20 protein-coding genes are annotated in these 19368 nt (G+C 73.0%); 12 read left to right on the plus strand and 8 right to left on the minus strand.

Annotated elements, in window-relative coordinates:
- Positions 1–90 precede the first annotated feature (90 nt).
- Positions 91–768 carry a UbiX family flavin prenyltransferase gene (locus tag ACFVUH_RS06975; protein ID WP_387911636.1) on the minus strand — a complete coding sequence of 226 codons (678 nt, stop codon included), beginning with the start codon at positions 766–768 and terminating at the stop codon, positions 91–93.
- 67 nt (positions 769–835) lie between these two features.
- On the opposite strand from ACFVUH_RS06975, the gene ACFVUH_RS06980 reads away from it, so the two are divergent.
- The 6 genes from ACFVUH_RS06980 to ACFVUH_RS07005 all read left to right on the plus strand — a co-directional run bounded on the left by ACFVUH_RS06980 (position 836) and on the right by ACFVUH_RS07005 (position 5705).
- Entirely contained in the window at positions 836–1579 is a 744-nt protein-coding gene (locus ACFVUH_RS06980; protein ID WP_387911638.1) for a cyclase family protein, read from the plus strand.
- 91 nt (positions 1580–1670) lie between these two features.
- Positions 1671–2387 (plus strand): MOSC domain-containing protein, encoded by a 717-nt coding sequence (locus ACFVUH_RS06985; protein WP_387911639.1) that lies wholly within the window; start codon positions 1671–1673, stop codon positions 2385–2387.
- Between the two features lie 99 nt (positions 2388–2486).
- Positions 2487–2897 carry a GntR family transcriptional regulator gene (locus tag ACFVUH_RS06990; RefSeq protein ID WP_355358078.1) on the plus strand — a complete coding sequence of 137 codons (411 nt, stop codon included), beginning with the start codon at positions 2487–2489 and terminating at the stop codon, positions 2895–2897.
- Positions 2898–2919: 22 nt separating this feature from the next.
- Positions 2920–3813 carry an ABC transporter ATP-binding protein gene (locus ACFVUH_RS06995; RefSeq protein ID WP_355358075.1) on the plus strand — a complete coding sequence of 298 codons (894 nt, stop codon included), beginning with the start codon at positions 2920–2922 and terminating at the stop codon, positions 3811–3813.
- The gene (locus ACFVUH_RS07000) at positions 3810–4799 is read left to right on the plus strand and encodes an ABC transporter permease (protein ID WP_387911641.1); all 990 of its coding nucleotides are present in this window, start codon (positions 3810–3812) and stop codon (positions 4797–4799) included. Before ACFVUH_RS06995 ends, ACFVUH_RS07000 begins: the two co-directional genes overlap by 4 nt.
- 150 nt (positions 4800–4949) lie before the next feature.
- Positions 4950–5705 (plus strand): alpha/beta fold hydrolase, encoded by a 756-nt coding sequence (locus ACFVUH_RS07005; RefSeq protein ID WP_387911643.1) that lies wholly within the window; start codon positions 4950–4952, stop codon positions 5703–5705.
- Between the two features lie 44 nt (positions 5706–5749).
- Here ACFVUH_RS07005 and ACFVUH_RS07010 read toward each other — a convergent pair whose 3' ends face one another.
- The 4 genes from ACFVUH_RS07010 to ACFVUH_RS07025 all read right to left on the minus strand — a co-directional run bounded on the left by ACFVUH_RS07010 (position 5750) and on the right by ACFVUH_RS07025 (position 10514).
- Positions 5750–6373 carry a DJ-1/PfpI family protein gene (locus tag ACFVUH_RS07010; RefSeq protein ID WP_355358066.1) on the minus strand — a complete coding sequence of 208 codons (624 nt, stop codon included), beginning with the start codon at positions 6371–6373 and terminating at the stop codon, positions 5750–5752.
- A gap of 85 nt (positions 6374–6458) precedes the next feature.
- The gene (locus tag ACFVUH_RS07015) at positions 6459–6935 is read right to left on the minus strand and encodes an HIT family protein (protein ID WP_387911645.1); all 477 of its coding nucleotides are present in this window, start codon (positions 6933–6935) and stop codon (positions 6459–6461) included.
- 9 nt (positions 6936–6944) lie between these two features.
- Positions 6945–7880, minus strand: a complete 936-nt coding sequence (locus ACFVUH_RS07020) for a HEAT repeat domain-containing protein (protein ID WP_387911647.1) — start codon at positions 7878–7880, stop codon at positions 6945–6947.
- A gap of 114 nt (positions 7881–7994) precedes the next feature.
- The gene (locus ACFVUH_RS07025; protein ID WP_387911649.1) at positions 7995–10514 is read right to left on the minus strand and encodes a collagenase; all 2520 of its coding nucleotides are present in this window, start codon (positions 10512–10514) and stop codon (positions 7995–7997) included.
- 276 nt (positions 10515–10790) lie between these two features.
- On the opposite strand from ACFVUH_RS07025, the gene ACFVUH_RS07030 reads away from it, so the two are divergent.
- On the plus strand, positions 10791–11006 hold the full coding sequence (locus tag ACFVUH_RS07030; protein WP_387911651.1) for a DUF4287 domain-containing protein: 216 nt from the start codon (positions 10791–10793) through the stop codon (positions 11004–11006).
- A gap of 18 nt (positions 11007–11024) precedes the next feature.
- On the opposite strand, the gene mqnP is transcribed toward ACFVUH_RS07030, so the two are convergent.
- Both mqnP and ACFVUH_RS07040 read right to left on the minus strand, forming a co-directional pair.
- Positions 11025–11930, minus strand: coding sequence for a menaquinone biosynthesis prenyltransferase MqnP (gene mqnP / locus ACFVUH_RS07035; protein ID WP_355358054.1), 906 nt, complete (start codon positions 11928–11930; stop codon positions 11025–11027).
- Positions 11927–13384, minus strand: a complete 1458-nt coding sequence (locus ACFVUH_RS07040; RefSeq protein ID WP_355358051.1) for a menaquinone biosynthesis decarboxylase — start codon at positions 13382–13384, stop codon at positions 11927–11929. The genes mqnP and ACFVUH_RS07040 overlap by 4 nt, the downstream gene beginning before the upstream one ends.
- A 131-nt stretch (positions 13385–13515) precedes the next feature.
- Between ACFVUH_RS07040 and ACFVUH_RS07045 the strand changes: the two genes are divergently transcribed.
- The 4 genes from ACFVUH_RS07045 (at position 13516) to ACFVUH_RS07060 (ending at position 17123) form a co-directional block, all read left to right on the plus strand.
- Positions 13516–13920, plus strand: coding sequence for a PLD nuclease N-terminal domain-containing protein (locus tag ACFVUH_RS07045; RefSeq protein ID WP_355358048.1), 405 nt, complete (start codon positions 13516–13518; stop codon positions 13918–13920).
- A 441-nt stretch (positions 13921–14361) separates the two neighbouring features.
- Positions 14362–15963: an acyl-CoA carboxylase subunit beta gene (locus ACFVUH_RS07050; RefSeq protein ID WP_355358045.1), complete on the plus strand. Its 1602-nt coding sequence runs from the start codon at positions 14362–14364 to the stop codon at positions 15961–15963.
- Between the two features lie 88 nt (positions 15964–16051).
- A complete protein-coding gene (locus ACFVUH_RS07055) occupies positions 16052–16261 on the plus strand; it encodes an acyl-CoA carboxylase subunit epsilon (protein ID WP_355358042.1) in 210 nt (69 codons plus the stop codon).
- A gap of 226 nt (positions 16262–16487) precedes the next feature.
- Positions 16488–17123, plus strand: a complete 636-nt coding sequence (locus tag ACFVUH_RS07060; RefSeq protein WP_387911653.1) for a ScbR family autoregulator-binding transcription factor — start codon at positions 16488–16490, stop codon at positions 17121–17123.
- Here ACFVUH_RS07060 and ACFVUH_RS07065 read toward each other — a convergent pair.
- Positions 17120–17791 (minus strand): ScbR family autoregulator-binding transcription factor, encoded by a 672-nt coding sequence (locus ACFVUH_RS07065; protein WP_355358036.1) that lies wholly within the window; start codon positions 17789–17791, stop codon positions 17120–17122. The genes ACFVUH_RS07060 and ACFVUH_RS07065 overlap by 4 nt on opposite strands.
- A gap of 363 nt (positions 17792–18154) precedes the next feature.
- Here ACFVUH_RS07065 and ACFVUH_RS07070 point away from each other — a divergent pair, with 363 nt between their 5' ends.
- Positions 18155–19228, plus strand: a complete 1074-nt coding sequence (locus ACFVUH_RS07070) for a ScbA/BarX family gamma-butyrolactone biosynthesis protein (RefSeq protein WP_387911655.1) — start codon at positions 18155–18157, stop codon at positions 19226–19228.
- The last annotated feature ends 140 nt before the right edge of the window (positions 19229–19368 follow it).

The following is a 19368-nucleotide window of genomic DNA, read 5'->3' on the forward strand; positions in this document are numbered from 1 at the left end:
ATCATTATCCGGATTCAAAGGCGCCGTGCGCGGACCAACCCGGATATCGCAGAGAACATACTCTCCCGTCCTGCGGTACCTCACTCCCCCTCAGGCCGACCGACCGGTTGCGCGGGCCGCCGCGCCCAACTCTCCCTCCCAGCGTCGGTACAGCGTGTGCGGTACGCCGACGGCGTCCAGCACCCGTCCGGCGACAAAACCGACCAGCTCGCCGACGGTGGAGCCGCCGGCGTAGAACCCGGGCGAGGCGGGGAGCACGACCGCGCCCTGCGCGTCCAGTTCCACCAAGTGCTTCAACGTCACCCCGTTGAGTGGTGTCTCGCGCACGCAGACGACCAGCGGACGCCGCTCCTTGAGGGTGACGCTGGCCGTCCGCTGGAGCAGGTCCTTGCTGAGGCCGAGCGCGATCCCGGCCACCGCGCCGGTGGTCGCGGGCACCACCAGCATCCCCTTCGCGGGGTACGAGCCGCTGGACGGGCCCGCCGCGAAGTCCCCCGCCGGCCAGTACCGGACGTCCTCCAGACCGTCCGCGGACGCGTCCGGTCCGGTCCCCAGCCAGGCGGCCAGGTCGGTGCGCCAGTGCGCGTCCCGGAACGCGATGCCGGTCTCGTCGAGGATCGTCAGCCGGGCCGCGCGGCTGACCACCAGGTCGACCGACTCCCCCGCGTCGAGGAGGCCACGGATCACCGCGGCGGCGTACGGGGTGCCGGACGCGCCGGAGACCCCCACGACCCAGGGACGGCGGACTGGCTGCTCAGGCTTTTCCATAGTGCCTACTTTCTATCTCCACCCGGCCCCTCACCGAGCCCCGGCCCGCCCTGGGAGGATGGGCGCCATGGCCACGACCCTCGTCGACCTCACCCACCAGGTGACCACCGCGATGCCGGTCTACCCCGGCGATCCGGCCGTCCTCCTGGAGCCCGCCCTCACCACCGCCACGGCCGGGGTGAACGTGCTCTCCCTGCACCTCGGCTCGCAGTCCGGCACCCACGTGGACGCGCCGTACCACGTCGACGTCACCTGGCCGACGCTGGACGGCCTGCCGCTGGAGCGGTTCACCGGGCCGGCCGTCGTCGCCGACCTGCGCGGCCTGGAGCCGCGCGCCGCGATCACCGCCGAGTTGCTCGCGCCGGCGCTGGAGCGGGCCGGCGAGGGCACCGTCCTGCTGCTCGCCACCGGCTGGACGCGGCACTGGGGCACCGACGCCTACCTCGCCCACCCGAGCCTGACCGCCCGGGCCGCGGAGGCGATCGTCGCCGCCGGGGTGCGCACGGTCGGGGTGGATGCGCTCAGCGTCGACCCGACGCCCGACCCGGGCCCGGGCGACCCGGCGGTCGCCGCGCTGCTCGCCGACCTCACCGACGAGCACGACCAGCCCGCCGCCGAGCAGCCGACGCTGGCGGCGCACCGGATCCTGCTCGGGGCGTCGGGCGGCGGGGTGATCGCGGAGAACCTGACCGATCTGCGGCCGCTGCTGGCGGCGCAGGAGGCGGAGCGGCCGGTCGAGGTGTCGCTCTTCCCACTGCGGCTGGTGGCGGCGGACGGCGCCCCGGTCCGGGCGGTGGCCCGGCTGGGCTGAGCGGCCGGATCCGGGCCCGGTGCGAACGCCGCGCCGGGTCCTGGCACTTGGTCTAGACCATCATCGGCGGGCGGCGGTACGCTGTCCGGCCATGGCAGAGATCATCGGAGTCATCGAGCAGCTCTGGCGCTACCCCGTGAAGTCCACCGGCGGCGAGCGGCTCGACTCCGTCGAGGTGGACGACCGCGGGCTCGCGGGCGATCGCCTCTACGCCGTGCGCGACGGCAGCGGCAAGCTCGGCTCCGGCAAGAACACCCGCCGGTTCCGGCGGATGGACGGCCTGCTCCGCCTCTCCGCCCGGCTCGGCCACCTGCTCGACGGACCCGAGCTGTTCGACCCGCTCGGCCGGCCGGTCCTCGACCCGACCGCCTTCCTCCGCGCCTACCTGCAGCGCGACGACGTCGAGCTCGCCCGCGAGGACTCCGTCTCGCACTTCGACCAGCTGCCGGTCAGCGTGCTCACCACCGCCACCCTGGACTGGGTCGCCGAGGCCGCGCCGTCCGCCGTGGTCGACGTCCGCCGGTTCCGCCCGAACATCCTGCTGCGCACCCCGCCGGGCACCCCGCCGTTCAGCGAGGACGCCTGGTTCGGCCGCGAGGCGCACGGCTCCGCGCGCCTCGGCGCCCGGCTCGCCTTCGTCCGCTCCAGCGAGCGCTGCGCGATGACCACCGCCGCCCAGCCCGGACTGCCGCACGCCCCGGAGATCCTCAAGGCCATCGCGCAGTTCCACGACTCCCGGCTGGACGCCCTCGCCGAGGTCGCCGCCCCCGGCCGGCTCGCCGTCGGGGACACCCTGACGCTGGCCTGACCGGCCGTTTCCCACCACCCGTCAATTCCTTCTTCCGCACCATCACTTGACTGACCCACGACTATCCTGTCTTACTGTCGTAGGACAGGAGAACAACTGGTGATCGAGTTCGTGCTCGACGGCCGCTCACGGGTGGCCACGTACATGCAGCTGGTGCTGCAGGTGAAGCAGTCGCTGCGGGTCGGACTCGCGCAACCGGGGGACCAGCTGCCCAAGGTGCGCGACGTGGCCCAGGCCCTGGCGATCAACCCCAACACCGTGCTCAAGGCCTACCGGGAGCTGGAGTTGGAGGGGCTCGCCGAGGGGCGGCCCGGGGTCGGGACCTTCCTGGTCCGCACCCTGGCCGGGCCCTCGCTGGCCCACCAGGCCGAACTGCGCCAGGAGTTGGTCGCCTGGCTGGCGAAGGCGCAGGCCGCCGGACTCGCCCGCGAGGACATCGCCGCGCTCGTCGACACCACCCTGCGGGCCACGCCCGACCGACCGCCCTCCGAAGGGACCGGACCGGTCTGACAGTCATCTTGGGGGAACACACATGACGGAAGTCGCTCTGCACGCCGAGGGGCTGGGAAAGCGCTACGGGCGCTCCTGGGCCCTCCAGGACTGCTCGCTGGCCCTCCCCGCCGGGCGGATCGCCGCCCTGGTCGGGCCCAACGGCGCCGGCAAGTCCACCCTGCTCCACCTGGCCGTCGGGCTGCTGCAGCCCGACGCCGGACGGGTCCGCGTCTTCGGACGGGACCCTCGCCACGACCGCGACGCCCTGGCCGACCTCGGCTTCGTCGCCCAGGACACCCCGCTCTACCCCGACTTCACCGCCGCCGAGCTGATCACCATGGGCGGACGGCTCAACCGCCGCGGCGTCTGGGACGACGCGATCGCCCGGGACCGGCTCACCCGGCTCGGCATCCCGTCCGACAAGCCGGTCGGCAAGCTCTCCGGCGGCCAACGCGCCCAGGTCGCGCTGGCACTGGCGCTCGCCAAGCGGCCCCGGCTGCTGCTGCTCGACGAGCCGGTCGCGGCCCTGGACCCGCTCGCCCGGCACGAGTTCATGCAGGCCCTGATGGGCGCCGTGGGCGAGTACGGGACCACCGTCCTGCTCTCCTCCCACCTGCTCGCCGACCTCGAACGGGTCTGCGACCACCTGGTGCTGCTGCACACCTCGCACGTCCAGCTCACCGGACCGGTCGAGGAACTGCTCGCCGGGCACCGCCGGCTGATCGGCCCCCGGATCGCCGACGGCGCCGCCGTGCCCGGGGTGGCCTCGGTGATCCGGGCCAGCCACACCGAACGGCAGTCCACCCTGCTCGTGCGCACCGAGGGGCCGGTGGACCAGGACCACTGGGCCGTGCACGAGGTGACCCTGGAGGACCTCGTCCTCGCCCACCTCGGCGCCCCCGGCGCCGCCGACCGCCCGGAGGTGGCCGCGTGATCTGGCTGACCTGGCGCCAGCACCGCAAGCAGGCCCTGTGGACGGCCGTGGCACTGGCCGTGCTCGCCGCCGTGCTCGTCCCCACCGGCCTGTCCATGCGCTCGTCCTTCGAGGACTCCGGCCTCGGCACCTGCCTGCGCGCCCTGGGCCACTCCCGGTTCGTCGGCGGCGACGGCTGCGAGGCGCTCAGCCAGCGCTTCGGCAACCAGTACGACTCGACCGCCTTCCTGGCCATCCTCTTCGTCCTGCTGCCGATCGTCCTCGGCCTCTTCCTCGGCGCCCCGCTGGTCGCCAAGGAGGTCGAGAACGGCACCCACCGGCTGGTCTGGACCCAGGGCATCAGCCGCCGGCGCTGGATCCTCACCAAGTTCGGCCTGGTCGGCGCCGTGGCCCTGGTGCTGTCCGTCGGCTACGCGCTCGGCGCCGCCTGGTGGCTCCGCCCGCTCGACGCCAACGGCCTCGGCCGCTTCCGCTACCTGATCTTCGACGTCCAGGGCGTCGCGCCGATCGGCTACACGCTGTTCGCGGTCGCGCTCGGCATCCTCGCCGGCACGCTGACCCGCCGGGTGCTGCCCGCGATGGGCCTGTCGCTCATCGCGTTCATCGCCGTCCGCGCCCTCGTCGAACTCCTCGCCCGCCCGTCCTTCCTGGCACCCGAGACGCTCAGCTACCGGATCGACGGCCAGGGCATGGCCAACCGCTTCACCGGCGACTGGGTCTACCAGGAGGGCGTCCGCAACGGCGCCGGCACCCTCGTCCTCCCCGACGCCCGCGTCGGCTGCGGCGGCGACACCGGTGCCGAGACCGCCCGCTGCGTGGAACGCTTCGTCCAGGACGGCTTCGGCCCGGCCCCCTTCAGCAACTGGCAGGAGTACCAGCCGGCCGACCGCTTCTGGACCTTCCAGGCCATCGAGAGCGGCATCTTCCTCGCCCTGACCGCCCTCCTCCTCGCCCTCGCCATCCGCCGCGTCCGCCGCATCTCCTGAGGCGGGCGGCCCGCGTCGGCCGGACCGGTCAGCGGCGGGCCGGGAGCAGGCAGACGGGTGGCCGGCCGGGTCGGCGCGGACGCGCCGGCGGGTGGGATCCTGTCGGCGCGCCGGGTTCGGTGATCATCACCACCGGGCAGGAAGCCCTTCATGACGATCCCTCACCGCCTGGTCGGCACCGGCGGGCACAAGGTCCTGGTGCTGCACGACTGGTTCGGCACCAGCGCCGGCTGGGGCCCGTTCCCGGACTACCTGGACGGCTCCGCCTTCTCCTACGCGTTCCTCGACTACCGGGGCTACGGCGAGCGCATGGGCGTGTCCGGCGAGTACACCCTGGCCGAGATCGCGGACGACGCGCTCGCGCTGGCCGACCAGCTCGGCTGGCGGGACTTCTCACTGGTCGGGCACTCGATGGGCGGCAAGGCCGTCCAGCAGGTGCTCGCCCGGGCGCCGCACCGGGTGCGGAAGCTGGCCGGTCTCGCGCCCGTGCCGGCCGGTCCGTACCCGATGGACGCGGCCGGCGAGGAGCTGTTCTACGGCGCGGCCGAGGACCGGGCGAAGCGGTACGAGATCCTGGACCGGGTGACCGGGCGGCGGGCCGGCCGGGTCTGGCTCGACCGGATGGTGGACCGCTCGCTGGAGCTGTCCACCCGCGAGGCCTTCGGCGGCTACGTGCGGGACTGGACCACCGCCGACCTGGTCGACCGGATCGCCGGCAACCCGGTGCCGGTCCGGGTGTTCGTGGGCGAGCACGACCTGCTGCTGACCGCGGAGGCGATGCGCGGCACCTTCCTCGTCCACTACCCCAACGCCGACGTCGAGCAGCTGCCCGCCAGCGGGCACTACCCGATGCACGAGACACCGGTCGCCCTGGCCGCCGCCCTGGAGTCCTTCCTGCACGACTGAGCACGGCCGAGGGCGCCTGGCAGCTGACCGCACGCCTCCGGGAGCTACCCGAGCTGCCTGATCCGCTCCCGCACGGCCGGCGAGGCCTTCGCCCACGATCCGCTGTCGAACGGCGGCCGCGGATCGTACTCGGCGTGCAGCTGGATCGCCCGGGCGGTGGTCTCGTCGGTGAGCAGGGCCGCCAGCAGGAGCGCCATGTCGATGCCGGCCGAGACCCCGGCCGCGGTGACGATCCGGCCGCGGCGCACCACCCGCTCGGGGGTGTACTCGGCGCCGTGCGCGGCCAGTTCACCGGCGGCCGCCCAGTGCGTGGTGGCGGCGAGGCCGTCGAGCAGTCCGGCGGCCCCGAGCAGCAGCGCGCCGGTGCAGACGGAGGTGGTGAACCGGGTGGTCGCGTGCGTCCGGCGCAGCCAGTCGAGGAACGCCTCGTCGTGCATCAGCGGCCGGGTGCCGTGCCCGCCCGGGACGAGCAGCAGGTCGCACGCCCCGACGTCCGAGTAGCGGGTGGGCACGTCCAGCCGCAGCGCCCCGATGCCGTCGGCCACCGGCCCCCGCTCCCCCGCCGCCACGAACCGTACGGTGGCCCCGGGCAGATGGCCGAGCACCTGGTACGGGCCGATCGCGTCGAGCGGCTCGAAGGCGTCGAAGAGCACGATGACGATGTCCATGTCCCGCAGCGTAGGCGCGAGTTGGCCACCCGTCCCGGCCCCGGTCAGCGGATTCACGAGAACGAGTGGTCTGCACCACCGCCCTTTACCGCAGCGCATCCAGCTCCGCGCCGACGGCGGCCCGGATCGGGTCGTGGGCGGGGGTGAGGGCGTGGGCCGGGTCGGTCCAGTGGGTGCGGGGGTAGAGCCAGACGGGGAGGCGGACGAGATCGGCGGGCTCCCAGTCGTAGCGGGGCCAGACGTGGGCGTGCAGCATCGGGTCGGTGTTGCCGAGGATCTCCAGGTTGACCCGGCGGAAGGCCGGATCGGCCGCCCGGCAGGCCCGTTCGACGGCCTCGCCGAGGCGGTCGAGGTCCTCCAGGTAGGCGAGCCGGCGGGCGCGGGGCAGGTCGGAGAGCCGCTGCACCCCCGGCCGGTCGGTGAGCAGGATCGCGTACCCGGGCAGGAACTGCACGTCCCCGGCCACCGCGAACCCGGCGTCCAGGCGCCGGATGACGGTGGGGTTCTCGCCGCGCAGGGCGCTGCCGATGCGGTCGGACTTCCAGTCACTGGTATCGGTCATGCAGCGATGTTAGGGATGAACGATCACCGGATGGTCGGATCCGACCAGTTCGGCCGCCCGCACCGGGTCGCCGCCCGCCCGGGTCAGCAGCCCCGCGACGTCGTAGCACGGCTCGTCGGGGCCGCCGATGCCGAGGGTCAGCCCGGGCTCGCAGCGGGTGGACCACACCGAGGCCGCCAGGTCCGGCCGCAGCCGTTCCAGCGCCCGCACCAGCGCCCAGCCCCCTTCCTCCAGCCGGGCCCGCCGGGGCCCGTCGCAGGCGGCGACGGCGTCGGCCACCCCGTGGTCGTCCGGGTCGTAGTCCTCCAGCAGCGGCAGCAGTTCGGGGGCGCCCAGGATCTCCGCCGCCCGGAAGGTGAGGACGGCCGCGCCGTCCGGATCCGCCAGCAGTTCGCGCATCAGCGGCACGGCCCGCGGGTCGCGCCGCCGGGCCAGACCGCGGATGCCCTCCTCGCGGGCCTCCGGGTACTCGTCACCGGTCCGCTCCCAGAGCGCCTGCCGCACCTCCGGACCGTCGGCCTCGCACTGGAACCCGAGCGTGAACGTCGCCCAGTCGCGGGCCTCCGGGTCGGTGTCCCGGGTCAGCGCGAGGAGCGCGCGCACACCGGGGGCGTCCGGCGGGCCGGTGACCACCGCGTCGAGGGACAGCGCGGAGGCCACCTGTCGGCGCACCTGCGCTTCGGGGTGACCGGCCAGGGCGACCAGCACGGGCACCGCCCGCCCGTCCTCGGTCCGACCCAGGGCGTCTGCCAGGCAGGCCAGGACGTGGCCGTCCCGCTCCCGCTCCGCGTGCGCGAGCAGCACGGTCGCCGCCGCGGTCCGGAGGTCCTCGTCGCGGTCGGCCGCCTCGCCCACCAGGTCGCAGCCCGCCGCCCGATCGGCCGGTTCCGCCGAGCCGAGCAGTTCCGTGCCGTGGGCGAGTGCCGCCGGTGTGTTCATCACCATCGGGCCAGTCTCGCGCAGAGTCCCCGGCCCGCACAGCGGTTTGCGCACCGCCGCCCGCCCACGCGGAGCGCCCGGCCGGAAGGGTCCGGCCGGGCGCGTGGATCCGCCGCGGGGTCAGAACTGGGTGGTGACCGTGACGCCGCTGAAGTCGGTGGCGGCGTACAGGCTCAGGTAGCGGTAGCCCGCCGTGGGGTTGGTGACGGTGATCGACTGGGTGGTGCCGTCGGCCGCCGAGGCGGCGGTGTAGGCCTTCGGCGAGGCCCAGGTGTCGGCGTTGTAGTACAGGTACGCGGTACCGGTGCCGCCGAGGGTGCTGACCTTCAGCGTGGTGGTCCCGGCCGGCAGGTAGACGTACAGGTAGTCGGTGTTGCCCGCGGTCGCGGCGCGGCCGGGCCGGGCGCAGTCGCGGGCCATCGCGTCGGTGCGCTGCTCGGTGCAGGTCGGCAGGCCGAGGGCGGTCGTGGTGACCGCCGTCGAGGCGGTGCCGGTCCGGCCGGTGTCGTCGGTGGTGGTCAGGGCGACGGTGTACAGGCCGGGCACGCCGTAGGTGTGGCTCGGGCTGCGCTCGTCCGAGAAGGTGCCGTCGCCGAAGTTCCAGTGCCATCCGGTGATCCGGCCCGAGCCGGTCTGCACGGAGCGCTCGTTCACGCTGACGGTCGCACCGTTCACCGTGGTGTCGAACAGCGAGGTCGGACCGGTCGCGTAGCAGCCGCCGGCGACGCAGGCGTCGAGCCAGGCGTCGAAGTCGGCGTCGTAGGAGGTGCCGAGGTTGTTGTAGACCGCGTAGCCGCCGGGGTAGTCACCGGCGCGGAAGCGCTCCAGCATGGCCTGGACGTCGGCCGGGTGCTTCTCCAGCATGTACCGGACGGACAGGTAGCCCCACGGGTAGGTGCGGGTCGAGTCCGAGTTGGCGTAGGTGTTCTGGAAGAGCGTGCTGAGCTTGTAGGTGTGCTTGGCCGCCTGGGCCATCGCGTCCGTGTCGGTCGCGCCGCGGTGGGTGTACGAGACGTACTCGGCGAGGCCCTCGACCCACCACTTGTTCGGGACGGACGACTGGGTGGTGTAGTTCCCCTTCAGGTTGTAGACGCTGTCGAGGTAGTGGGTGTACTCGTGGTTGAGGTTCCACACCCGGGCGGGGTCGTTGACGTTCCACGCCTTCTGGTACATCACGGTCACGGCCCGCACGTTCGGGTCGGTCGCGTCCATGACGGTCTGGCCGCCGTTGTCGGTGTCGTTGCCGAAGATCGCCCACGAGTAGGTGGTGTAGTCGGCCTTGTTGGCGAAGATCCCGAAGGTGACGGTCTTGGCGTACTGGTTCGGGATCGGGCCGTTGTCCTTGGCCACGCGGTGGAAGAGCGCGTCCTCGCTGCGCAGGCTCTCGCAGACGGTGGCCAGTTCGGCGGCCGACAGGGACTGGGCCTGGAGGATGCGGTTGTCGCAGACCAGCTGGTTCGGCAGGATCACCGAGGTGAGCTTGGTGCGCAGGTCGCAGATGCCGTAGTACGAGCACTGGTTGTTGTTCCAGTACTCGGCCTGGCGGGCCGTGTACAGGTACAGCGTCCCGAAGGGCGAGAGCAGCGGCGCGGAGTCCAGCACCTTCTTGACCAGCGGCTTGGTCACGGCCTCGGCGGCGGGGCTGGTGCCGGCGAGCCGGGCCAGGTCGTTGCCCGCGTTGGTGTCGAGGACGGCGTGGGGCCCGCTGAGCAGGTCCCGGTGCTTGATCGCGAAGTCGGCGAGCGAGTTGACGAGGCCCGTGTCGGCCGCGAGCGCCTTGACGAAGTCCGTGTTCCGGTAGCCGAACCAGAGCGGGTAGTACAGCACCGAGTTGACCGCGTTGATCATCTGCGGGAACTGGTTGTAGGTGTTGTCGTACTCGTCCAGGATCCGCTTGTAGGCGCCGATGTAGCGGGCCTGGAGGTTGGCGCTGTCGGTGAGCCACACCACCTCCTTGAGGATGCGGCCGTTGTCCTCGGTGACGTCGCGCCAGCGGGTGCCCGCGAAGAGCGTGTCCAGGGCGGAGGTGACGGCGGTGGTGAGCTCGTCGGTGTACGGGCCGGCCTGGGTGGGGTAGTTGAACTGGATGTAGTAGCCCGCCTGCAGGTACTTCACCAGCTGTGCGATGCCGGTCGTGTTGTCGCCGGAGTAGTTCGCCGCCAGGTCCTTGAAGGCGGCCGCGACGGACAGCATCCGGGCCTGGTTGAAGATGCTCGGGTCGGCGACGGCGCTCTGGTACAGCGACTTGATGCAGTCCGGGGTCGAGCTCCGGATGAACGCGACCAGGTCGGCGCCGGTGCGGGACGCGAAGTCGGCCGGGGTGCAGCTCTGTACGGCGAGGGACTTGAACTGGGCGGGGGCGCCCGCCCCGGCCGCGTCGGCCGGCTCCTCCAGCAGGCGCGTCGCGCCGATCAGCGCCGGGGAGCGCGGGGCGGCGGGCTCGGCGGGCTCCTCGGAGCCCGTCGGGGTCGGGGTCGGGGCGGTGAGGCCGACCGGGCCGGCCGCGCTCGCGGTCGGAGTCGGGGCGGTGATGGCGGCGGGGGGTGCCGCGAAGGCCTGGGCCGGGAGCACGGCGGTGGCCGTGGCGCAACAGGCGACGACGCCGGCTGCGAGCATGGAGAGTCTGGTGCGCAGGAGCACGCCGAATCCTTCGTCGAGTGGGGGCAGTCCGGCGTGGGGCCGGACTGAAAAGAAGGAGATGTGGCGTGGATCCTGTCACCGACCGATGGTCAGAACAATGTCACAGTTCATATGGCATGAGATTTTCAGCCACCGCGGCGCACCCTCCGCCACGCCCCGCCACCCCCTGCCGGGACCGCCCGGAACCCGTCGACGTGACCCGGCTCACACCCGTCGGCCGATGAGTTTCCGGGCCACCGCCGGTCCTATGGACACCGAACGAAGGAGAGCCGCACCATGACCGCCACCCCCGCCGCCAAGGGCCCTGCCAGCTATTTCCCGTCCATCGAGCAGAAGTACGGGCAGCCGATCGCGCACTGGAAGGAACTGATCCGCTCCTCGCCGCTGACCAAGCACACGGAGCTGGTCGCCTGGCTGAAGGCGGACCACGGGATCGGGCACGGACACGCGAACGCCCTCGTCAAGCACACGCTCGACGAGGGCGGGAAGTAGGCCCCGGAGGGCGCGGCCTCAGACTCCGAGGCCGCGCACCACCAGATCCACCAGCGCGAAGAGGAACAGCGAGATCCCGACGAAGCCGTTCGTCTGGAAGAACGCCCGGTTCAGCCGGGACAGGTCGTTCGGCTTGACGATGGTGTGCTCGTAGACGAAGGCGCCGGCCACCACCAGCAGGCCGATCCAGAACGCCACGCCCGCGTCGGTGAGCACCGCGTACCAGCCGAGCAGCAGCGTGGTGATCACGTGGCAGGCCCGGGCGCCGCGGACCGCGGCCGGGACGCCGAACCGCGCCGGCACCGAACGCACACCGTCCGCCCGGTCGGACGCGACGTCCTGGCAGGCGTAGATCAGGTCGAAGCCGCCGATCCAGACGCCGACGGCCGCGCCGAGCACGACCGCGTCCCAGGACCAGGTGCCGGTGACGGCCAGCCAGGCGCCCACCGGGCCCATCGCCTGGGCCAGGCCCAGGATCGCCTGCGGGAAGTCGGTGAACCGCTTGCCGTACGGGTAGACCACCATCGGCACCACGGCCACCGGCGCGAGCGCCAGGCAGAGCGGGTTGAGCAGCGCCGCGGCGCCGAGGAAGACCACCAGGGCGACCGCCGAGCCGGCGTACGCCGTCCTCAGCGAGACGGCGCCGGTGACCAGCTCGCGCCCGGCCGTGCGCGGGTTGCGGGCGTCGATCTCGCGGTCGATGATCCGGTTGGCGGCCATGGCGAAGGTCCGCAGCCCGACCATGCACACCGTGACGATGAACAGCTCGCCCCAGTGCACCCGTCCGTCGACCAGGAACATCGCCGTCAGCGCCGCGATGTAGGCGAACGGCAGGGCGAAGACCGAGTGCTCGATCATCACCAGCCGCAGGAAGGATCTGACCTTGCCGGGCGGGACCTCGGGGAGCGCGGCGGCGGTGCTCACAGCCCGTACTCCTTCCAGCGCCGGTCCACCAGGGCGGCGGTCGCCGGGTCGGAGGTGACCATCTCGGGCCAGCCGCCGTCGCGGGTGTAGCCCTCCTCGGGCAGCTTGCGGGTCGCGTCGATGCCCGCCTTGCCGCCCCAGAACTGCTGGTAGGAGGCGTGGTCGAGGTGGTCGACCGGGCCCTCCACCACGGTGAGGTCACGGCTGTAGTCGACGTTGCCGAAGGCCCGCCAGGCGACCTCCTGGTAGTCGTGGACGTCGCAGTCGGCGTCCACCACGATGATCAGCTTGGTCAGCGACATCATGTGCGCGCCCCAGATGGCGTGCATGGTCTTCTGCGCGTGCTTCGGGTACTTCTTGTCGATCGAGACGATCACGCAGTTGTGGAAGCCGCCGGCCTCGGGCAGGTCGTAGTCGACGATGTCCGGGATGATGATCTTCAGCAGCGGCAGGAAGAAGCGCTCGGTGAACTTGCCCAGCGGGCCGTCCTCCGTCGGCGGGCGGCCGACCACGATGGACTGCAGGATCGGCCGGCGGCGCATCGTCACGCAGTCGATCCTCAGCGCCGGGAACGGCTCCTGCGGCGTGTAGAAGCCGGTGTGGTCGCCGAACGGCCCCTCGGGCAGCATGTCGCCCGGCTCCAGCCAGCCCTCCAGGACCACCTCGGCGTCGGCCGGGACCTGCAGCGGGACCGTCTTGCAGTCCACCATCCGCACCCGCTCGCCCGCGACGAAGCCGGCGAACAGGTACTCGTCGATGTCGCCCGGCAGCGGCGCGGTGGCCGCGTAGGTGACGGCCGGCGGGCAGCCGAAGGCGATCGCGACGGGAAGCTTCTCGCCGCGCCGGGCGGCCACCGCCGCGTGGTTGCGGCTGTCCTTGTGGATCTGCCAGTGCATGCCGATGGTGCGGCGGTCGTGCCGCTGCAGCCGGTACAGGCCGAGGTTGCGGATGCCGCTGTCCGGGTCCTTGGTGTGGGTGAGGCCCAGGTTGAAGAACGAGCCGCCGTCCTGCGGCCAGGTGAACAGCGCGGGCAGGTCGTCCAGGTCGACGTCCTCGCCGGTGAGCACCACCTCCTGCACGGGCGCGTCGCCGGCCTTGACGTGCTTCGGCGGCACGTGGGCCATCGAGGCGAGCTTGCCGAAGGCGTCCCGGAAGCCGGTGAAGCCCTGCGGCAGCTCCGGCTTCAGCAGGCCGGAGATCTTGTCGCCGATCTCCTCCGGGCCCTTGAGGCCGAGCGCCTTGGCCAGCCGGCGCTCGGTGCCGAAGACGTTCATCGCCAGCGGCATCGTGGAGCCCTTGACGTTCTCGAACAGCAGGGCCGGGCCCTTGGCCTTCTGCACCCGGTCGACGATCTCGCCGATCTCCAGATGGGGGTCCACCTCCGCCTTGATGCGCTGGAGGTCGCCTTCGCGGTCGAGGGCCCGCAGGAACGAGCGGAGATCGTCGTATGCCATGCCTGTCAGTATCCGCCACCCGATAGCCTGACCTGTGTCAAGGGCCCCCTTGGCACGGCGGACCGCCCGGCGGCCGCCGTACCGGGGGCCCGACCGCCAGCCACCGACGCCGCCCGGGGGAGAACGCCGCCGTGCTGAGGATCCTGACCTTCGTGCTCCCGCTCGCCCTGTGGGTGTGGGCCTTCATCGACTGCCTGACCACCCCCGAGGAGGAGGTGAAGCACCTTCCCAAGGTGGTCTGGGTGATCATCGTGCTGCTCTTCCCGCTCGTCGGCTCGATCGCGTGGCTGGTGGCCGGCAAGCAGCGCGGGGTGCGCACCGCCCCGGCCGGCGGCTTCGGCGCGGCCGGCCAGGGCTACGACCGCCGGCGCGACGGCCGCCCGCTCGCCCCGGACGACGACCCCGAGTTCCTCGCCTCGTTGAAGAAGCACAACAACGAGCACGAGGACATGCTCAAGCAGTGGGAGGCGGATTTGCGCCGCCGCGAGAACGAGCTGCGCGGCAAGGACGACCCGGACGAGGGCCGGCGGGGCTGACCCCCTCATCGCCCGGACAGCCCACCCGGCATCCACCGGGTGGGCTGCGGTGTTTTTGGCGCATCCCTACGACAGACCGGCCGGCGCCACGCCGCCGGCCCGGTCTTCACCGCCGCACCAAGCGTCTCTTGAGCAGCCCTTGAGCGGCGTCGGGCAGTATCGAATACGACAGCTCTGACCTGCACGTTCCCTCATGTTCAGCTCACCCGGAGGCCATCCTGGCGACAGCTGCGGGTAATCGAACAGCTACCGTTCGCACGGGCCGAAACGCTTCGGTTTCTGTACAGCCCTGACATCTAAACGGACGCGACCTTGTACGGAATCGACGCCGAAACCAGCGTGCGGCCCCTCGTACAGTCATAAGTGAAGAAGTGATTCGCAGCCGGGGGCATCGCAGACGTTGGCTGTCGGACAGTTCCCTCACCTTTGGAGTGGTTCGAGATGACGGTTGTGCACCAGGCGCCGGTCGACGACGACGCCCCCGAAGCCCCCGCCGACGTACGGGGCAGGGTCGCGGAGCTGCACGAGCTGCGCGAGCAGGTCCGGCGCGGCCCGAGCGAGAAGGCCACCGAGGCCCAGCACGCCAAGGGCAAGCTGACCGCGCGCGAGCGCATCGACCTGCTGCTCGACGAGGGCTCGTTCCACGAGGTCGAGCCGCTGCGCCGGCACCGGGCCTCCGGCTTCGGCCTGGAGGCGAAGAAGCCCCACACCGACGGCGTGGTCGTCGGCTGGGGCACCGTGCACGGCCGGACGGTCTTCACCTACGCCCACGACTTCCGGATCTTCGGCGGCGCGCTCGGCGAGGCCCACGCCCAGAAGATCCACAAGATCATGGACATGGCCATCGCGGCCGGTGCCCCGCTGGTCTCGCTCAACGACGGCGCCGGCGCCCGCATCCAGGAGGGCGTCACCGCGCTGGCCGGTTACGGCGGCATCTTCCAGCGCAACACCAAGGCCTCCGGCGTCATCCCGCAGATCTCCGTGATGCTCGGCCCGTGCGCCGGCGGCGCGGCCTACTCGCCGGCCCTGACCGACTTCGTCTTCATGGTCCGCGAGACCTCGCAGATGTTCATCACCGGCCCGGACGTCGTCCAGGCCGTCACCGGCGAGAAGATCAGCCAGAACGGGCTCGGCGGCGCCGATGTGCACGCCGGGGTCTCCGGCGTCTCGCACTTCGTCTACGACGACGAGCAGTCCTGCATCGAGGAGGTCCGCTTCCTCCTCTCGCTGCTGCCGCAGAACAACCGCGAGATGCCGCCGGCCGCCGTCAACGACGACCCGGTGGACCGCCGCAACGAGTCGCTGCTCGACCTGGTGCCCGCCGACGGCAACCGGCCGTACGACATGCGCAAGGTGATCGAGGAGATCGTCGACCACGGCGAGTTCCTGGAGGTCCACGAGCGCTGGGCCACCAACGTGCTCTGCGTGCTCGCCCGGATCGACGGCCACGTCACCGGCATCATCGCCAACCAGCCGCAGTCGCTGGCCGGCGTCCTGGACATCAACGCCAGCGAGAAGGCCGCGCGCTTCGTCCAGATGTGCGACGCCTTCAACATCCCCCTGGTCACCATGCTCGACGTCCCCGGCTTCCTGCCCGGCGTCGACCAGGAGCACGACGGCATCATCCGGCACGGCGCGAAGCTCCTCTACGCCTACTGCAACGCGACCGTGCCGCGGATCCAGCTCATCCTGCGCAAGGCCTACGGCGGTGCCTACATCGTCATGGACTCGCGCTCGATCGGCGCCGACCTCTCCTTCGCCTGGCCGACCAACGAGATCGCCGTCATGGGCGCCGAGGGCGCCGCCAACGTCATCTTCCGCCGGGACATCAACGCCGCCGACGACCCGGACGCGATGCGCAACCAGAAGATCAAGGAATACAAGAGCGAACTGATGCACCCGTACTACGCGGCCGAGCGCGGCCTCGTGGACGACGTCATCGACCCCGCCGAGACCCGCCAGGTCCTGGCGTCCTCGCTGGCCATGCTGCGCACCAAGCACGCGGACCTGCCGAGCCGCAAGCACGGCAACCCGCCGATGTAGCAGCGCCGCCCGGCCGGGCACCGCACCGCCGGGCCCGCCGACGCCGACCGACGACCACCTCACACCATCCGCCGGGAGAAACCGGACCATGACCGCCTCCGCCGAACCACTCGTCCGCATCGTCCGCGGTTCGCTCTCCGACGAGGAGCTCGCCGCCCTGACCGCCGTGCTGATGGCCCGCGCCGCGGCCGCCCAGCAGGCGGCCGCCGCCTCGCCGGTCGAGCCGATCGCCAACTGGCAGCGCCTGGAGCGCCGCCCGGCGTACTACTCGCCGGTCAGCTGGCAGTGGGCCGCCTGACGGCTCGACCGAGGACCCGGACGGCAACCGTCCGACCGCCGGCCGGCACCCGCGCACCGCGGGTGGCCGGCCGGCGGCGTTCCGGCCCGCGGGAGCCCGCGCGACCGGCGCGCGCCGGCCCCCGGAACGGCTCGAAAGGATCGCTACCGCGCGGTACGGGGGCCACCGCCCGGCCCGCCGCCGTAGGATCCAGCAGCTGCCGACGACAGAGATCAGGGAGGCTGCGATGCCCAGGCAGGCCCGGGCGCTGGCGACCCGCCAGACGGTGCTGCGTGCCGCGGCCGAGGTGTTCGACGAACGCGGCTACGCCGGCGCCACCATGGCCGAGATCCTGGAACGGGCCGGTGTCACCAAGGGCGCGCTCTACTTCCACTTCCCCTCCAAGGAGGAGCTGGCGCTCGCCGTGATCGAGGGCCAGGAGGCCTGGCTGGCCACCTGGCGGTCGGCCTCCGACAGCCCGACGCAGACCGTCATCGATCTCGGCTACGCGTTCGCGCACTCACTGCTGGACGATCCGCTGCTGCGCGGCGCGATCCGGCTGACCATCGAGCACGGCAGCTTCACCCAGCCGCAGGTCGGCACGTACCAGAGCTGGACGGACGCGGCGCGCGAGCTGCTGGAGCGCGCGCTGGAGGTCGGCGAGCTCCGTCCCGGGGTACGGCCCGCGTCCGCCGCCGGGGTGATCATCGGCGCGGTGACCGGCATCCAGCTCAGCTCGCAGGTGCTGATGGACCGCAAGGACCTGCTGCAGCGGATGGCCGACCTCTGGGCACTGCTGCTGCCCGGCCTGGTCGAACCCGGCACCCTGACCCGCCTGGACACCGTCGACCACGGGGGAACCGGGACCCGCCCGCCCGGCTAGATCGCCTTCGGGGCGGAGTGGATCCGGTAGTCCGCCAGGCGGTCGGCCGGGACGAGGGCCGGCAGGGCGGTCGACCAGAGGCCGCCGACCGCCGCGGGGGCCAGCCGGCCGGTGGACTCGGCGGAGAACAGCACCAGGCCCGCCGCCAGGGTGGTGAGCAGTGCGGCCGACTGCTCCCGGTCGAGCCCGGGGCGCAGTTCACCGGCCGCCGAGGCCCGGTCCAGCAGGGCGCGGAAGACCGCGGTCAGGCGGCGCCAGACGTCCGCCGACGGCTCCGGCGGCGAGCCGGCCGGCGCCACCACCGCGCCGGCGGCGCAGCCCGCGGGCCGGCCGCCCAGGCCGAGCAGCACCCCGGCCCGGACCACCACGTCCTCGCGCAGCAGCCGGGCCAGTTCATGGGTGAGGTCGACGAGCCGCTGCACGGCCGGGCCGCCGCCGCGCAGCGCGTGCAGCACGGCCAGCCCGATGGTGTCGGCGGCCTCGCCGCGGACCCCGTCGGCCAGCGCCTGCTTGGAGACGAAGTGGAAGTAGAGCGCGCCCTTGCTGACGCCCGCCCGGCGGCTGATGTCGACCAGGCTGGCCGACTCGAAACCCGCGTCGGCGAAGGTGTCCGCCGCGGCGAGCAGCACGGCCTGCCTGGTTCGCCCCGCCCGTTCCTGCTTAGCCACTCGGCCCCTCCGGCCCCGGCCGCGGCGAGCTCCGGCTCGCCCGGTTGCTGTCACGGCGCCGCCGTCGGTGGTGGGGCGCCCGGTCTGCGGACCGTCGGCGGCGCGCCGCGCCCGCCCGAAACCGCATGGTTGGTATCTAATCTAGCCCCTGTCCGGCCCCCGCCGTCCAGGGGGGATCGGCCCCCGCGCGGGGGCCGGAGCGGGCCGGCCGGACGTTGCCGCAGGCCGGCGCCCGGGTACGGTGAGCCCGGCGGTAACGCGCCAGCGGCGACCCCGCGAGGGGAGCAGAAACCGGGTGGCCTGTATGTTTTGCGAGGGCCGCCCGCACGGCCGGCCGACCGACACCCGGGAGTGGGGCCCGTCATGCCAGTGTTCACCTCGATGGACGGCGACGCCCCGTATCCCCACCCCCCGCATCCCCACTCCCACTCCGGCCACCCCGGCCCGGGCCACTACGGCTTCCACGAGCGGACCGTCTCGCGTCAACTGGTGCGCCGCTCCTCGGTCGCCGAGGTGCTGATCACCGGCTGGCAGGCCACCGGCCCGTACGACTTCCTGCTCGGCGCCCAGTGGCCGCGGCTGCACGGCTTCTACCGGCTGCCCGGCGACCGGCACCACGACCCGGTGCTGATGGCCGAAACGGTCCGGCAGGCCGCCCTGCTGGTGGGCCACGCCGGTTTCGGCGTGCCGCACGACCACCACGCGGTGCTCGACGAACTCGGCTACACCCTCGGCCCGGCCGGCCTGGACGGCCTCGCGGTCACCGCCGCCCCCACCGAGCTGATGCTCCGGATCACCTGCCACGACGTCCGGATGCGGCACGGTCGGCTGGACGCGCTGCGGGTGCAGGCCGAGGTCGAGCGCGACGGCCACCCGGTCGCCCGCGGCTTCGGCGGGCTGCGGATCCTCTCCCCCGCCGCGTACGACCGGCTGCGCGGTCCCGGCCCGGCCGCCGCCCCGCTCCGGCTCCCGGACCAGGGCACCGCCCCGGAGCTGGTCGGCCGTCAGCAGGCCGCCGACGTGGTGCTCGGCCCCGCGCTGCTGCCCGGCAGCTGGCTGCTGCGCGCGGACGCCGGCCACCCGGTGCTGTTCGACCCGATGGACCCGGCGCCCGGCCACCTGCCCGGGATGCTCGTCCTGGAGGCCGCCCGGCAGGCCGCCCAGCGGCTGCACCACCCGGACCGGGTGGTGCCGTTGGAGCTGGTCACGTCCTTCCACGACCCGATCGCGCCGGACCGCCCCTGTGTGGTGCGGGCCGTCCGGGAGGCCGGGCAGGAGACCGGTGGCGGCGGCGGACGGCGGGCGCCGCTGCGGGTCCTGCTGGTCCAGGAGGGCCGCACGGTGGCCGAGGCCCGGCTGCTCACCGGACCGGCCGACGGCGGCCCGGCCGCGACCGCGCCGGCCCCGGCCCGGCGCGGTCTGCCGCTCGCCAGCTGAGCCCCGGCGCCCCCGCCCGCAAGGGCCCGGGCGCCCAGGCCCCCCCAGCCCCGCCCGGGGGCCGGCACCGGGGCGGGCGGCGGGTCAGGGGCCCCCCCCCCCCGACCGCCCCCCCGCCGGCCACACCCGCAGGGTGGCCG

The sequence above is a fragment of the Kitasatospora sp. NPDC058032 genome (genome assembly GCF_042885845.1).
GTDB lineage: Bacteria > Actinomycetota > Actinomycetes > Streptomycetales > Streptomycetaceae > Kitasatospora.